The 13,925-nt window shown below is 46.4% G+C and carries 11 protein-coding genes; 5 read left to right on the top strand and 6 right to left on the bottom strand.

What is annotated here, in order from left to right; translation table 11 throughout:
* Together RMO52_RS02840 and RMO52_RS02835 are read right to left on the bottom strand one after the other, a co-directional pair.
* The coding region (locus RMO52_RS02840; protein WP_310410688.1) for a thioesterase family protein at positions 1-401 on the bottom strand (401 nt) is incomplete at its 3' end.
* Positions 402-718: 317 nt separating this feature from the next.
* Positions 719-2,845 (bottom strand): response regulator, encoded by a 2,127-nt coding sequence (locus tag RMO52_RS02835; RefSeq protein WP_309742244.1) that lies wholly within the window; start codon positions 2,843-2,845, stop codon positions 719-721.
* 439 nt (positions 2,846-3,284) lie between these two features.
* Between RMO52_RS02835 and pyk the strand changes: the two genes are divergently transcribed.
* Positions 3,285-5,039: a pyruvate kinase gene (gene pyk, locus RMO52_RS02830; RefSeq protein ID WP_310410686.1), complete on the top strand. Its 1,755-nt coding sequence runs from the start codon at positions 3,285-3,287 to the stop codon at positions 5,037-5,039.
* Positions 5,040-5,114: 75 nt separating this feature from the next.
* On the opposite strand, the gene RMO52_RS02825 is transcribed toward pyk, so the two are convergent.
* The gene (locus tag RMO52_RS02825; protein ID WP_310410684.1) at positions 5,115-5,840 is read right to left on the bottom strand and encodes a Uma2 family endonuclease; all 726 of its coding nucleotides are present in this window, start codon (positions 5,838-5,840) and stop codon (positions 5,115-5,117) included.
* 2 nt (positions 5,841-5,842) lie between these two features.
* On the opposite strand from RMO52_RS02825, the gene RMO52_RS02820 reads away from it, so the two are divergent.
* The 4 genes from RMO52_RS02820 to RMO52_RS02805 all read left to right on the top strand — a co-directional run bounded on the left by RMO52_RS02820 (position 5,843) and on the right by RMO52_RS02805 (position 10,387).
* On the top strand, positions 5,843-6,730 hold the full coding sequence (locus tag RMO52_RS02820; RefSeq protein ID WP_309742247.1) for an alpha/beta hydrolase: 888 nt from the start codon (positions 5,843-5,845) through the stop codon (positions 6,728-6,730).
* 198 nt (positions 6,731-6,928) lie between these two features.
* Positions 6,929-7,951, top strand: coding sequence for a multicopper oxidase domain-containing protein (locus RMO52_RS02815; RefSeq protein WP_309742248.1), 1,023 nt, complete (start codon positions 6,929-6,931; stop codon positions 7,949-7,951).
* A 206-nt stretch (positions 7,952-8,157) separates the two neighbouring features.
* Positions 8,158-9,198, top strand: a complete 1,041-nt coding sequence (locus RMO52_RS02810; protein WP_310410682.1) for a helix-hairpin-helix domain-containing protein — start codon at positions 8,158-8,160, stop codon at positions 9,196-9,198.
* 244 nt (positions 9,199-9,442) lie between these two features.
* Entirely contained in the window at positions 9,443-10,387 is a 945-nt protein-coding gene (locus tag RMO52_RS02805; RefSeq protein ID WP_309739384.1) for an FTR1 family protein, read from the top strand.
* A gap of 170 nt (positions 10,388-10,557) precedes the next feature.
* On the opposite strand, the gene RMO52_RS02800 is transcribed toward RMO52_RS02805, so the two are convergent.
* The 3 genes from RMO52_RS02800 to RMO52_RS02790 all read right to left on the bottom strand — a co-directional run.
* Entirely contained in the window at positions 10,558-11,679 is a 1,122-nt protein-coding gene (locus RMO52_RS02800; protein ID WP_310410679.1) for a glycosyltransferase family 4 protein, read from the bottom strand.
* A gap of 44 nt (positions 11,680-11,723) precedes the next feature.
* The gene (locus tag RMO52_RS02795) at positions 11,724-12,959 is read right to left on the bottom strand and encodes an RNA-guided endonuclease TnpB family protein (RefSeq protein WP_310410677.1); all 1,236 of its coding nucleotides are present in this window, start codon (positions 12,957-12,959) and stop codon (positions 11,724-11,726) included.
* A gap of 362 nt (positions 12,960-13,321) precedes the next feature.
* On the bottom strand, positions 13,322-13,925 hold a 604-nt coding region (locus RMO52_RS02790), incomplete at its 5' end, for a GTPase (RefSeq protein WP_310410675.1).

The following is a 13,925-nucleotide window of genomic DNA, read 5'->3' as shown; positions in this document are numbered from 1 at the left end:
CTCCACTGTTCGATCCAATTTGTTAGGAGTACGGGTAATTCTATCCGTTTGCGTGTCGTGGGATCGATCGTGACATGTTTAGTTATCGCCGTGGCTGCTACTTGACTAGCTTCAGTTAAAATCCGATATTTAATTTCAAATCTAAAACTATCGATCGACTGGGGAGTAAGTTCGATAATTACTCGATCGCCACAATATAATGGTTTCAAAAAATCAGCCGACACATGCGTAATCGGGACTGCAAAATCGGAGTTATTCACAAACAGCTTGAGATCGATTCCCGATTTAATTAATGCGGCCTCATAGCCAACATGACAAATCGAAATAATATTGGAAAAATAAACAACCCCCGCCGCATCAGTATCCCGAAATTGAATCGTGTACTCATACTGAAAAGACATAACGTACTTTATTTAACAACTTAAAAACCGTCACAAATCCGCTCGTCACCTGTTATTTAATTATTTAAATGCAGTTAATTATTAAATAAATAGTATCTGAAGCATATTTGGTGGGCAGTGCCCACCCTACTGGCTCGACACGACTAAAACTGTGGGCATTCAGAACTCTGGAAAATACAACTAGTAATATTTTGAACGATCGCTTTACCCACATTTTTAGTCGTGTCGTCCCACTACTCTCTACAATCTAAAGCCTAAAACCTAAAGCCTATTCCCTATTCCCTATTCCCTATCCCCTATCCCCTATCCCCTATCCCCTAAAACAACAATAATGGTTGACACTGACTCAACGCATGAGCTAATTGCTCGATTTTAACAGGCTTAGTTACATAATCGTGCATCCCGGCGGCTAAACATTCTTGCTTATCACCTTCGAGCGCATTTGCCGTCATCGCAATAATTGTCGGACAACGATGTTCGGGAAATTCTATTAAGATCCGGCGAGTAGCTTCCATCCCATCCATTTTGGGCATTTGTAAATCCATCAGGATCACATCATAAGCATGTTGATGAAGGCGTTCGAGGACTTCTAAACCATTCATCACGATATCAGCTTGATAACCGATCCGCTTGAGCATGTGGATGGCGACTTTTTGATTGACAAGATTGTCTTCAGCGAGCAAAATTCGTAAGGGGAAAGTAGCTCGATCGAAATCATAATTTGACGTTTTGAGTTTGGGAATGGCAATCCGACGATCGAGTGATTGAGATCGGGATTGCGGTCGATCTTCAGTTAAGATCTGTCCGAGGACATCTTGCAATTGAAACTGACGAATGGGTTTATTTAAAGTTGCTGCAAAATCCACGCGAGCGGCATCAATTTCCGCTTTGCTGATGCTCACCGAGCTGAGCATTACTAATGGCAAATGTTGATATTCGACAAACTCGCGAATTTTTTGGGCGAGGATCAAGCCGTTCATTTCGGGCATCTGCATATCTAAAATTGCCAGATCGAAATGTCCGCGTAAATTGAGTAATTTGAGGGCTTCGGCTCCAGATTCAGTCGCGTGAGCGTGCATCCCCCAAGATTGGGCTTGCAGAGTCAATATTTTGCGATGGGTGGCATTATCTTCAACGATTAATAGGCGTTTGCCTGCGAGTTGTGTCGATTGGTGCTGCTGCTTGTGACAGAATTGGGCTGAAGGTGGAGCCGCCTTGGCAACGATCGTAAAAAAGAAACTCGATCCGCCGCCATCACCACTGCTTTCGACCCACATTTTACCATCCATCAATTCGGTCAATCTCCGGCTGATAATTAGCCCCAACCCCGTACCGCCATAGTTGCGCGTCGTTGAAGAATCGACTTGACTAAAAGCTTTGAATAAGCGATCGATTTTATCTTGCGGAATGCCAATTCCGGTATCTTTAACCACAAACCGCACCTCATAAGTCGGCTCGTCGGTAGTAATTACCGGATCTCGATCGGGAACGCTAATTTGTCTTGCCGTTACGCCGACGATCACTTCACCAGTATTGGTAAACTTCAATCCATTACCAATCAGATTGACTAAAATCTGCCGAATCCGAGTGACATCACCATACAACCAACTCGGGGTATTTTTGTAGATCAGATAGGCAAGTTCGAGATTTTTTTCGGCGGCTTTGGGAGCGAGGATATCGAGGGTTTCTTCGATACAATCGCGGATATCAAACGGTTGATAATCGAGTTCTAATTTACCCGATTCAATTTTGGAAAAGTCCAAAATGTCATTGATTAGCGTCAATAAAGCATCGCCGCTATGGCGAATCGTACTGACAAACTCATGTTGTTGGGATGTCAGATCGGTATCGAGTAATAATCCAGTCATCCCGATCACCCCATTCATCGGCGTGCGGATCTCGTGGCTCATTGCTGCTAAAAAAGCACTTTTAGCTTTATTGGCTGCTTCTGCGGCTTTTTTGGACTGTTCGAGGAGATGATTTTGGTGCTGAAGTTCTGCGGATTTTTGCCGCAAGGCTAAATTCGAGGCTTCTAATGCGCGATGCAGATGCGACTGATCCAAGACTCGCTTGACGCGTTGACGCAAGACCGCCCAGTGAATGGGTTTGGTAATATAATCTGCTGCCCCGACAGCATAAGCCCGATCGAGTGAGGCGCTATCATCTAATCCAGTAATCATCAATACTGGAGTCAGATCGCCGCCAGGAAGCTGTTGTAGCTGCTCGCAGCACTCAAAGCCGTCCATTTCCGGCATCACCCCATCCATCAATACTAAGTCTGGCTGAATTGCTTGGTAGATAATTAACGCTTCTTCGCCATTGCGAGCAGTCTGCACCTGATAACCATCATCCTGTACTTTCTGACAGAGAATCGATCTGACCAAATCATCGTCATCGACAATCAGGATTAATGGTGGCTGATGAGGTGTTTTGCCGATTGTCATGATGGCTTGCGATCGGTTGACAGTAGTGGATATAGTTGGTTTGGAGCAGCCAATTGGCAGGAGGCAAAGACCCTCATGTATCGATCGCGATCTGGATTCTGCGTCTCAATCTTATTTATCCCAAAAATCGACTCCAAACCGACATCTAGTTCCCCTCTAATTATCTACTGTTTGTTACAACACAAAGATCTTATTACATCCGTGCGTTCTAGCTCCATAAGTTCAAAAAAAATTTCTAAACTTATCGCTCGATCGACTGCAACCGATCGCGGTTGTGTGGTACCATCTGGTGTGTTCTCGGTGACTAATTCAGACATCGATTGCTCAAAAGCCGCGATCTTGGTTAGCTGCGATCGGTGGTACGACCCGATCGCCAAGCATAAGCTATGCCAAGATTACCACCTTGTATCCGATCCTTCGCTCCTTTGACTGTAACTTCATGCAATTGCGAGATTCCCTCCGCCGAACTAAGATTGTTGCTACCATTGGGCCAGCAACTAGTAGCCCTGAAGTCCTGAAACAATTGATTCAAGCTGGAGCGACGACTCTGCGGCTCAATTTTTCTCACGGTACTCACGACGATCATTTGGCAAATATTCGCCTGATTAGGCAGATATCTCATGAACTAGAGCAGCCCGTCGGTATTTTACAAGACTTACAAGGGCCGAAAATTCGGTTGGGTAAATTTGCTGATGGTTCGATCGTGGTCAAAAATGGCGATCCCTTCACCCTGACTAGCAAGATCGTGGCGGGGACGCAAACGATTAGTTCGGTTACTTACGATACCCTCGCTGATGAAGTGCCTGTGGGTTCGACAATCTTGCTCGACGATGGTAAGGTCGAGATGATCGTCACCGCAGTCGATCGTGCCACGAGTGAGTTGCACTGTGAAGTAGTCGTCGGCGGTCCTTTATCCAATAATAAGGGTGTCAATTTTCCGGGTGTTTACCTGTCAATTAAAGCGCTCACAGACAAAGATCGGATCGATTTGATGTTTGGACTCGATCAAGGTGTCGATTGGGTGGCACTGAGCTTTGTCCGCAATCCCGCCGATATCCTCGAAATCAAAGAACTGATCGCCAATGCGGGTAAAGAAGTTCCCGTAATCGCCAAAATCGAGAAGCATGAAGCGATCGAACAAATGGAAGAAATTCTCTCCCTCTGCGATGGTGTAATGGTCGCACGGGGCGATTTGGGCGTAGAAATGCCCGCCGAGCAAGTCCCCAGATTTCAGAAACAATTAATCGCCACCGCCATTCGGATGGGGATTCCGATTATTACGGCTACCCAAATGCTCGATAGCATGGTGAACAATCCCCGAGGTACGCGTGCCGAAATTTCGGACGTTGCCAATGCGATTTTAGATGGTACCGATGCGGTGATGCTCTCCAATGAAACCGCCGTCGGCATCTATCCCATCGAAGCCGTGCAAACTATGGCGCGCATCGCTCTAGAAACCGAAAAAGAAAAACTCTCCAAACGCTGGGAAGACAATAAGCGATCGATTCCCAACGCCATCAGCGAAGCCGTCGGCAACATTGCCGAACAACTCGGAGCCGCCGCGATTATCCCCTTCACCAAAACCGGAGCCACCGCCCGCAGCGTCTCCAAATTCCGTCCCTCCAAGCCGATTCTCGCTGTCACACCGCACGTTGATGTGGCGCGTAGACTCCAGCTCGTTTGGGGCGTGCAACCGATGCTCCTGCTCGATTTAGCCAACGTTAGCGACAACTTTCAAGCGGCGATCGCGATGGCCCGAAAGAGCAATCTCCTCCATGAAGGCGATCTGGTCGTGATTACCTCCGGGACTCAAGGCGTTGCTGGTTCTACCGATCTCGTCAAAGTCGAAGTCGTCACCGCTGTCCTCGGACAAGGCATCGGCATCGGACATGGTTTAGTCACTGGAGCCGCCCACGTCGCCCGCACCGCCAAGGATGTCGCTCACTTTAATAAAGGGGATATCCTGATTACCAAGACAACTAATGCCGAGTATCTAGACGCCATCCGCAAAGCTAGTGCGATCGTCGTGGAAGATGATGGTTTAACCTGTCATGCAGCGGTCTTAGGACTACGTTTGGATATTCCCGTCATTGTGGGTGTCAAGGGTGCGACAGATAGCATTCGCGGCGGCACAGTGATTACACTAGACATCCAACGCGGCTCGGTTTATTCTGGGGCGATTAGTTTTAACTAATCTAGGGGTCGTGGTGGCTTCGGCTTCGCTCAGCCACCGTTGAAGTCATCGCCTAAATCCAAGATCTAGAAATACCTATTGTGCTGGTGGTAGAATCGACTCGATCGCGACGCTAATCTCCGGAAATGCCAACGGTGACACCGAATGGGTTTCTGTGAGAATTAACTGGCTACTGTAGCCTGTCGGCGTAGGATCGCGGAAGATTTGCACCTGGCGATTTTTGATATCTATCACCCAGTATTCGACGATGCTCGATCGAGCATAGAGTTTATCTTTGACTTCGCAATCTTGTTTGAGTGTAGAGTCAGCGACTTCGATGACGAGATAAATATCTTCAGCACCAGGATGAGCTTGGGCATAGTCTAAGATGCTGCCTTTGACAATCGCCAGATCTGGTTCTGGCTCCGAGAAGTTGTCGAGTCGAATCGGATCTTGAGTCCGAATCAGAGCAGTAGTGCCAAGTTGCGCTTGGATGTTAGTTGCTAAAAGTTGCAGCGTGATGACGTGGGGAGTTCCTTTGGAAGTCATTAGTACGATTTGTCCGGCAATTAATTCAGTCCGTTGACTAGGATCGAGAATACCCAGATCGCTCATCCGGTGATATTCTTGGACTGTCCAGTATTTAAGATTGGCGGGTGACTCGATTACTATCTGCGAGGGCAAGTCATCCACATTAGGAAGGGTTTTAGAGATAGCCATATTCCGGATACTCCGATCGAGTCTGTTGATTTGACTAGTACTATTGTAGTAGAGCGATCGCCGCGATCGAGGATAATTAAAGACAATTGCACTCTTAGCCATCCATGTTTCCTAGTTTCCTACCCCCGAGCGCCCAGCGACTTACCGAGCCAGAATCGATCGAATTTGCCAGTAAAATCCAGCGGACAGATATCTTGACATCCTTGCTGCTAGCCACAATTGCGAGTAGTTATGTGCGTCTGGGGACGGGTGGTATCCCAATCGTGTTTTTACATGGATTCGACAGTTCGATCTTGGAATTTCGGCGGATTATGCCAATTATTGCAGCAGAGCGGGAAGTTTGGGCGATCGATCTCTTAGGATTTGGCTTTACCGAAAGATCGCCCGATTGTCCATTTAGTTCGACAAGTATTCGCACTCATCTAGAGGCATTTTGGCAAACTCAAATCAAACAGCCAATTATTTTAGTTGGTGTCTCGATGGGTGGTGCCGCCGCGATCGAATTTACCTTAAATAATCCCATCGCCGTCCATAAATTAGTTTTGATTGATAGTGCTGGCTTCACCCAACCACCTGCAATGGGTAAGTTTCTGATTCAACCATTAGGCAATTTAGCCACCAAGTTTCTATCGAGTCCGAAAGTACGCCAAAGTGTCAGTGAGAAAGCTTATTTCGATCGATCTTTCGCCACCGCCGACGCGCAATTATGCGCGGCGCTGCATTTAGAAATGCCCAATTGGCGCGAGGCTTTGATTGCATTTACGCGGAGCGGTGGCTATGGTTATTTGCTCGATCGATTGTCAGAAATTCAGCAAGAAACTTTAATTCTCTGGGGCAAGCAAGATCGAATCTTAGGAGTCAAAACAGCACAATTATTCCTCGATCGTTTGCCAAAAGCTCGCCTTGAATGGATCGATAATTGCGGACACGTTCCCCATCTCGAACAAGCAAAGATTACGGCTGAGTCTATTTTAGATTTTAGTAATATATAGTGTCCTCGGGCAAGTCTGATATTAATTATGTCTCAGAGGACAGAGAGTAGTTAATTAGTTCGACAAAACTTAATCCTTAAATTGTCTATCTGAGCCAATATCGGTTTACTTTTACAGGATGTCGATAGTTTCCTCACTGGCTATAATAACTAGGTAAGATATTTTCTCAATAGGTGTTGAAACTTATTATTAGCATTGATGTCTAATCTCGATTCTCCCTTGGAAAGGCTCCGCCAACGATTCGTTCACAACCCGCTCCTGCACCGTCGTCAGTTACTCAAATACGGCTTGGCAGGATTGGGGTTGACTACCGCCACACTCGCTTGGCAATCGCTCAAACCCCAAGCTGCGGCGCGAATCCCCGTCATCCCCACCAATAGCCCGATGATGGGCAATACTTTCAGTCCGATGCAGACGCTGCGGGACTTTGACTATGGTACCGTCAAGCAGGAAAACGGGCGGACTGTGCGGGAATTTAGATTGGTAGCTGGCAATACGACGCTTCAGTTAAATACTGCTGTGTCATTTAACAGTTGGAATTTTAACGGACGAGTACCCGCACCGACGCTCAGAGCCAAAGCTGGCGAACTGATTCGGGTATCTTTTCTCAACCGTGCCGGGCACGCTCACTCGTTGCATTTTCATGGTTTTCATCCAGCCGCGATGGATGGGATCAAACCGATTCGCAATGGTACGGGCACGATCTATGAGTTTGAGGCTGAACCATATGGAGTACATCTCTACCATTGTCATGTCGCCCCAGTGACGCGCCATATCGGGAAGGGTTTGTATGGAATGTTGATTATCGATCCGCCCGAACCTCGCCCGGTGGCTGATGAAATGGTCTTACTGATGGGGGGGTACGATACTAATGATGATGGCAAAAATGAGCTGTACGCTTTTAATGGGGTGCCGGATTACTATATGATGCACCCGATCGAGATTTATCAGCACCAATTAATTCGGCTATATGTCTTAAATATGGTCGAAATCGATCCCGCTTTAACATTTCATCTCCATGCGAATATGTTTCGGGTATATCCGACGGGCATGACACTACAACCCACTCATAGCACCGATGTGATTACGATGGGCACGGCGGAACGGCATATTTTGGAATTTGAATTTAAGTATCCCGGCGAATTTATGTTTCATCCCCACCAAGATGCGATCGCTGAGAATGGCTGTATGGGCGCATTTAAGGTAATTCCAATTGCTTAATAGAAATTTATGGCAAATAAGTTGACATTAGTTCTCATTAAGTTCACAATTAGGGTGACTAAATAGCAGCGATTTTTACTTTAATAGTTTGAAATCCATGCTTCAGCGGCTTTGCCAATGAGCAGATCGCTCTGCTCTAGTTTATAAGCCAATCTAATTAGCTGGCAATTGCCTGAATCGAAGACTCGATATTTGACACCATTTTTATGAAAAATAGAGAATACATTAAAATAGCCATTATTGCTTGTGCAGCCTCAATTGTCATTAGTGCCTGCAATAATCCTTCTACCACCACAACCACAACCACAGCAACTAGCCCCAGTCCCGCCGTAACTCCCGCTGCGACATCAGACATGGCTGGAATGAAACATAGTGGTGGCAAAAAAATCAATATTAATAGTGCGATTTTATCAGAACTAGATAAATTTGAAGCTAAATTAGGTGTTCCGGCTTTATCTAATAAAATTCAAGCCGAACGTCCCTATAAAACACCGGAAGAGTTGGTGTCGAAGAAAGTTATCGACCAAAAGCAATTTGACCAGATTAAAGATATGGTGACAACCGAAGAAATTGTCTTAACTGGCGTCGAGAAAGATGTTGACTATATGGTTAAATTGGGACTGATGAAAGGACATCTATTCGTAGCTAAAGAACTGCTCGATCTCAACAAAGTCAAAGATGCCGAACCACATATCGGCCACCCAGTTGAAGAAATTTATGTAGATGTAGCAGACCAACTAGCCGAGCGAAAAGTCAAAGAATTTAAAACCACACTGATTACTCTTGAAGATCTCGTAAAAGCTGGAGGTAAAGATAATGCCAAGGTGACTACGAATTTCAAATCCTCAATGCAATCGATCGATGGAGCAATTGCCGCATTACCAGAAACTCAACGCAAATCTCCTGCCTTTGTTCTACAAGTCATTAATGGCTTATTAGATACTGCTAATTCTGAGTATGGTGCGGCAATTACTGATGGCAAAATTAAAGCTGCGATCGAATACCAGGACTCTAGAGGTTTTATCGTTTATGCTAATATGTTGTACAAAGAAATTGCCACGGCGATGGCCAAAGATCGTCCCGAAGAGCATAAAATAATTACCGACAATCTTAAGCAGTTGACCACGGCATGGCCCGCAGCGATGCCACCAGCAACACCTGTAAAAACGCCCCTAGAAGTTGGTAAATTGGTAACTGCGATCGAACAAAGTACTCAGAAAGTTATCGCTACTGTTGCTAGTAAATAATCGCATTCAACTATTTGGTAACTACGGCGGAGATCTACCCACCCCGCCCTACGGGCACCCCTTTCTTGACGTTTTTTTATTCGGGGGGAACCCCCGAATAAAAACGTCGCTGTCTTGAAAAGGTGCTCTACTTGGGGAAACCCCTGTTCCCGCACTTTTCGCTCCGAGGAGGGGATTTTCCAGTCCGACCATCTACCATCTACCATCTACCATCTATCCTCTACCCTCTACCCCCTAATCGATCGTGGATTTTAGTTCAGCAATACCGACCTTTGTCATTACCCTCAGAGAGGGAGTAGAAGCCGCCCTCGTGGTTGGTATCGTACTTGCTTGCCTCAAAAAAGCCAAGCAGAGCCACCTGCGAATATGGGTGTATGCAGCCGTCGCAGCAGGGATTGCCGCGAGTGGGATCGTGGGGGTAGTTCTATCCCAGGCAGCGCAAGCATTGTCTCAATCCCAAAATCCCTATGCAGCGACACTCGAACTGTTTCTCGAAGCGATTTTTGGGCTAGTGGCGATCGTGATGCTCAGTTGGATGCTAATCTGGATGACCAAGCAAGCCAGATTTATGAAGGCGCAGGTAGAAGGAGCCATCGAGCAGGCAATGGCGACGAATGCGGGTTGGGGTGTATTTACGCTCGTATTTGTGGCGATCTTGAGAGAGGGATTTGAAACTGTATTATTTATCGTTGCGAAGTTTCAGCAGGGGTTGATTCCGTCCCTCGGTTCGGTAGCTGGTTTGAGCGTTGCTACTGGCATTGGCGTACTGTTATTCAAGTGGGGAATCAAAATTAATATCCGTCGCTTTTTCCAGGTGATGGGTGTATTGTTGTTGCTAATCGTGTCGGGTTTGGTAGTATCGTCATTGGGACATTTTGACACGGCGATCGCGACTATCGCGCAAAGCGATCGACAATCGGCGGGTATGTGCGTCTTCTATGAAAAATTTACCAAAGTGCATTCTTGTAACTTGGGTGGATTAGTCTGGAATGCGAGTAAAGTACTGCCAGAGGATAAGTTTCCTGGTTTGCTACTGAGTGCGTTATTTGGCTATACCGATAAACTCTACCTGGTTCAAGCAATAGCTTACATCGGATTTCTGATTTCGATCGGGGGCATGTATTTCCGCAGTCTCAATCCCCAGAAACCAAAGCTTTCAAATATGCCCGTACCTGTAAAGAATAGTTAGACAACTCAAGTTAATACCTCAATTTGTGGAGATCGATCGGGCATTGCTGAATTGGGGTATCAAATAGATTGTGACATAATATATCCCCGATTTCTTGGAGAAGTCGGGGATATATTATGTCCTAACAAGCTTGACGGTTGCCATGCCTGAATTTATCGAGATTCTTCAAACTAACAGACAGCGCGAATCGGTGCTAGGATTTCACCATAGAGATTTTCGATGCGATCGACATTACCTTTGAGAGTATAAGTACTCAAAACACGCTCGCGAGCCGATCTGCCGAGTAGCTGCCGCCATGCCGCATGTTCGCGCAAGACGGGGAGAATGGTTCGTAGTTGACCGGAAACACCTTGGGTATTAATTACAACCCCAGCACCGCCAGCAATCACCGAAGCATCCGCACCAGCATCAGTCGCAACACAGGCGACCCCACAGGACATCGCTTCTAATAACGACAGCGACAGCCCTTCTACTAACGATGGGAGGATAAAGACATCAGCGCCCCGCAAAATTTCGATCCTGCGGGCATCGTCCCTAATCGCACCCAACCAAATGACCCCATGCTCGGTATTGTAAAATGGCTCTAGATTGGGTCTGAGCGGCCCGTCACCGACGAGGAGCAGCTTGCAACCGTAATTGCTCATGTTGCAGTATTTCCACGCCTTGAGGAGGGATTCAACGTTTTTCTCGGTGGAGATTCGACCCTGATAGACATAGATTTGACTAGCATTAAACTCCGCTCTGATATTGCTTGCACCGGGGGTATATTTTTGCTCGTCTACACCGTTGGGAATGATAATAATGCGATCGCGAGATACACCGAGTTTGACGAGTAAATCTTGCTGTTCCTCACAGAAAATAATCGTTCGATCGTATCTCGCTAAAAAGGGTGCGTATAGTTGATAGGCTAGCAATTGCGTAGTCGAAGTCACGTTGCGTCGCTTGCCATCATAAGGCGTATGAAATGTCGAAATCAGCGGCAAATCTAGCTCTTGACAAATTTCTGGGTGCAGAAAGTCCAGCGGCGATAAACTCAGCGAAGCATGAACTAGATCCGGCTTCCGACGGCGCAAGGAGCGTTCTAAGACCCGTTTTGCCCTAATGGTCGGGATCGTAAATACTTGAGATTTGTAGAGAAAGGGTAATGGCACTTCATCGCCATCAGCTTTGGTGTCAGCAAAATGCATAAAACTGACCTTGTGTCCGCGATTAGTTAGAGCACTAGTAATTTCTCGACTATAGGTAACATTGCCACAAAAGGGCGTTTTTTTTCCTAGCCACGCAATATGCATTTTTCGTTAATTCGATCGGGATTTTAGTAAACTTGAATAGTGAACTACCCGCCCTCAACTGGAGTACCAGTATGAGGGGGGCTTCCAACTTCAACCGGAATAGCATCCAGCAAAACCGAAGTCTTACCAGGTTGACTTACATTCCGTCCATTGGCAGCAGCACTAGTTCCTAATGCCAGAATCCGCAAGGCTTCATCTCTGATGTTTTTTGCCGCATTGATGTCTCTATCGTTACGACTATGACATTTAGGGCAATCCCAATGACGCACGTTCAGAGGCATTTCTGATACTTTGTGGAGACAATTATTGCAAGTCTTAGAGCTAGGGAAAAAGCGATCTATCTCGATGTAGATTTTGCCTAACTTCTCAGCTTTGTACTTGAGCATTGTTCCAAATATTCCCCATCCAGCATCGAAGATAGCTTTAGCTAGACAATGATTGCGTACCATACCTTTGACGTTGAGATCTTCTACTGCAATAACTTGGTTTTCGTCTACTATCTTGCGGGATAGCTTGTGCAGGAAATCTTCGCGTACTCTTGTTATCTTTGAATAAACTCTGGCGACTAATCGTTTAGCCTTGTATCTAGTATTACTTCCTTTCTCTTTACGGCTTAATTTCTGCTGTTTGCGCTTTAGATTGCGGCTATGTTTCTTGAGATGTTTAGGATTTGCATACTTGCTAGCATCACTGGTTACAACAAAGTCAATTAACCCAACATCCAGTCCAATAGCCTTGCCTGCGTCGCGGTTGACCCGCCACGCTTCTAGATTGCCTTCCGGCATTTCCAGTCCATCATCAACCAAAATAGAAGCATAGTATTTACCATCAGTATTTTTGGAAACAGTAACAGTTTTGACAGTGCCATCTAATGTTCGATGAATTCGACAATGCACTTCGCCAATGATTGGTAATTTGATAAAGCTATCTCCTACTTTGACATTCTGAGGATAACTAATTGACTGCCTACCATGCTTCGATTTGAAGCTGGGAAAACCGCCACGTTTATCAAAGAAGTTTTTGTAAGCAGTAGATAGATTCAGTGCAACTACTTGAAGTGATTGAGAGTAGGCATTTGTCAGCCAAGGGTACTCTTTTTTGAGATTGGGAAGTAATCCTTGAATTGCACTTCTGCTCAACCCTTTGCCAGTATCTTTATAGGTTTGCTGGCACAGATTCAAGCTATAATTCCAGAACCAACGACAACAACCAAAAGCACCCGCAAAATACGTCTGTTGCTCGGTTGTCGGATAGATTCTGAATTTGTAGGCTTGATACATTATCGGTTATCGGCATCTCTGGTAACAGAGTATCAAGGATGCTAGGAAAATACAAGGAGTTTGTTCGCTCAGTCATACCCCCCTTCTATTGTCGAGATCTGCGTTGGCGAAGCCTCTCGGAACGTGTTATGTCGATTTGGTCAGCGGGGCAATCCCAAGCGAGCTTTTCGGGGGAAGCTTCCCCCGAAAACGTCGCGCTCTCACGCGCCTTTCATCCCGTCTGTCTTGTTAAATATTTAGTAATGCCTAAATATACCAGGAAAGTTTACTAGTGAGCTAGATCGGGCATGGCAGTGGTGCAAGTGTCACAAGGGTATTTCTAATACTGGATTTGCACCAGGAATGAGCCAGCGCAAGATTAATCACGATCGAGTAGTGAGATCGGTTGGTAATTCGAGAGGGATATTGCCCAAGATCCCTTTCCGAAAGTCATTGAGGATCAGATGTGATGTCCGTTCGAGATCGCCGCGATATTTGTCATCGGCGAGCTGGTGTAAGTATTCCGCACCGCTCAAAGTGGTCGGCGCACTGCCATAGCGGGCGGTAAAGCCATCGATGTAACCTAATTCCTGACACAACTCCACCAAGGCGGCTGCCATACTCTGTCTGTCATAGCCAGCTTCACCGATATCATCGCAAATTGCCAGCTTCACAGCCGCTACTTGGTCGTTGAGGCGTCCGGGGATGATGCCTGGAGCATCCAATAACTCTAATTGGTCGGAAATTCTCACCCAGCGCAAGGCTCTGGTGACACCCGCACGTCTGGCACTTTCGACGACGCGTTTGTTTAGGAGCCGATTGATCAGCGCAGATTTGCCCACATTCGGAAACCCAATCACGACGGCGCGTACCGGGCGCGGTAACAGCCCCCGCTCCTTGCGTTTTTGGTTGATTTCTACGCCAACTGATTGAGCGGCTTTGGAGATTGCGACTACCCCCGTACCTTGCTGAGCATTGGCGAAAAAT

It is taken from the genome of Chamaesiphon sp. OTE_8_metabat_110 (genome assembly GCF_031382685.1).
In the GTDB taxonomy this organism is placed as follows: domain Bacteria; phylum Cyanobacteriota; class Cyanobacteriia; order Cyanobacteriales; family Chamaesiphonaceae; genus Chamaesiphon.
Note: the sequence above shows the minus strand (reverse complement) of the source record. Positions and strands in the feature narration are given on the sequence as shown.

Bases quoted from the DNA above. Each gene is read 5' to 3' on its own strand.
- RMO52_RS02835 (WP_309742244.1), bottom strand. From the start codon at position 2,845: ATGACAATCGGCAAAACACCTCATCAGCCACCATTAATCCTGATTGTC.
- pyk (WP_310410686.1), top strand. From the start codon at position 3,285: ATGCAATTGCGAGATTCCCTCCGCCGAACTAAGATTGTTGCTACCATT.
- RMO52_RS02825 (WP_310410684.1), bottom strand. From the start codon at position 5,840: ATGGCTAAGAGTGCAATTGTCTTTAATTATCCTCGATCGCGGCGATCG.
- RMO52_RS02820 (WP_309742247.1), top strand. From the start codon at position 5,843: ATGTTTCCTAGTTTCCTACCCCCGAGCGCCCAGCGACTTACCGAGCCA.
- RMO52_RS02815 (WP_309742248.1), top strand. From the start codon at position 6,929: ATGTCTAATCTCGATTCTCCCTTGGAAAGGCTCCGCCAACGATTCGTT.
- RMO52_RS02810 (WP_310410682.1), top strand. From the start codon at position 8,158: ATGAAAAATAGAGAATACATTAAAATAGCCATTATTGCTTGTGCAGCC.
- RMO52_RS02800 (WP_310410679.1), bottom strand. From the start codon at position 11,679: ATGCATATTGCGTGGCTAGGAAAAAAAACGCCCTTTTGTGGCAATGTT.
- RMO52_RS02795 (WP_310410677.1), bottom strand. From the start codon at position 12,959: ATGTATCAAGCCTACAAATTCAGAATCTATCCGACAACCGAGCAACAG.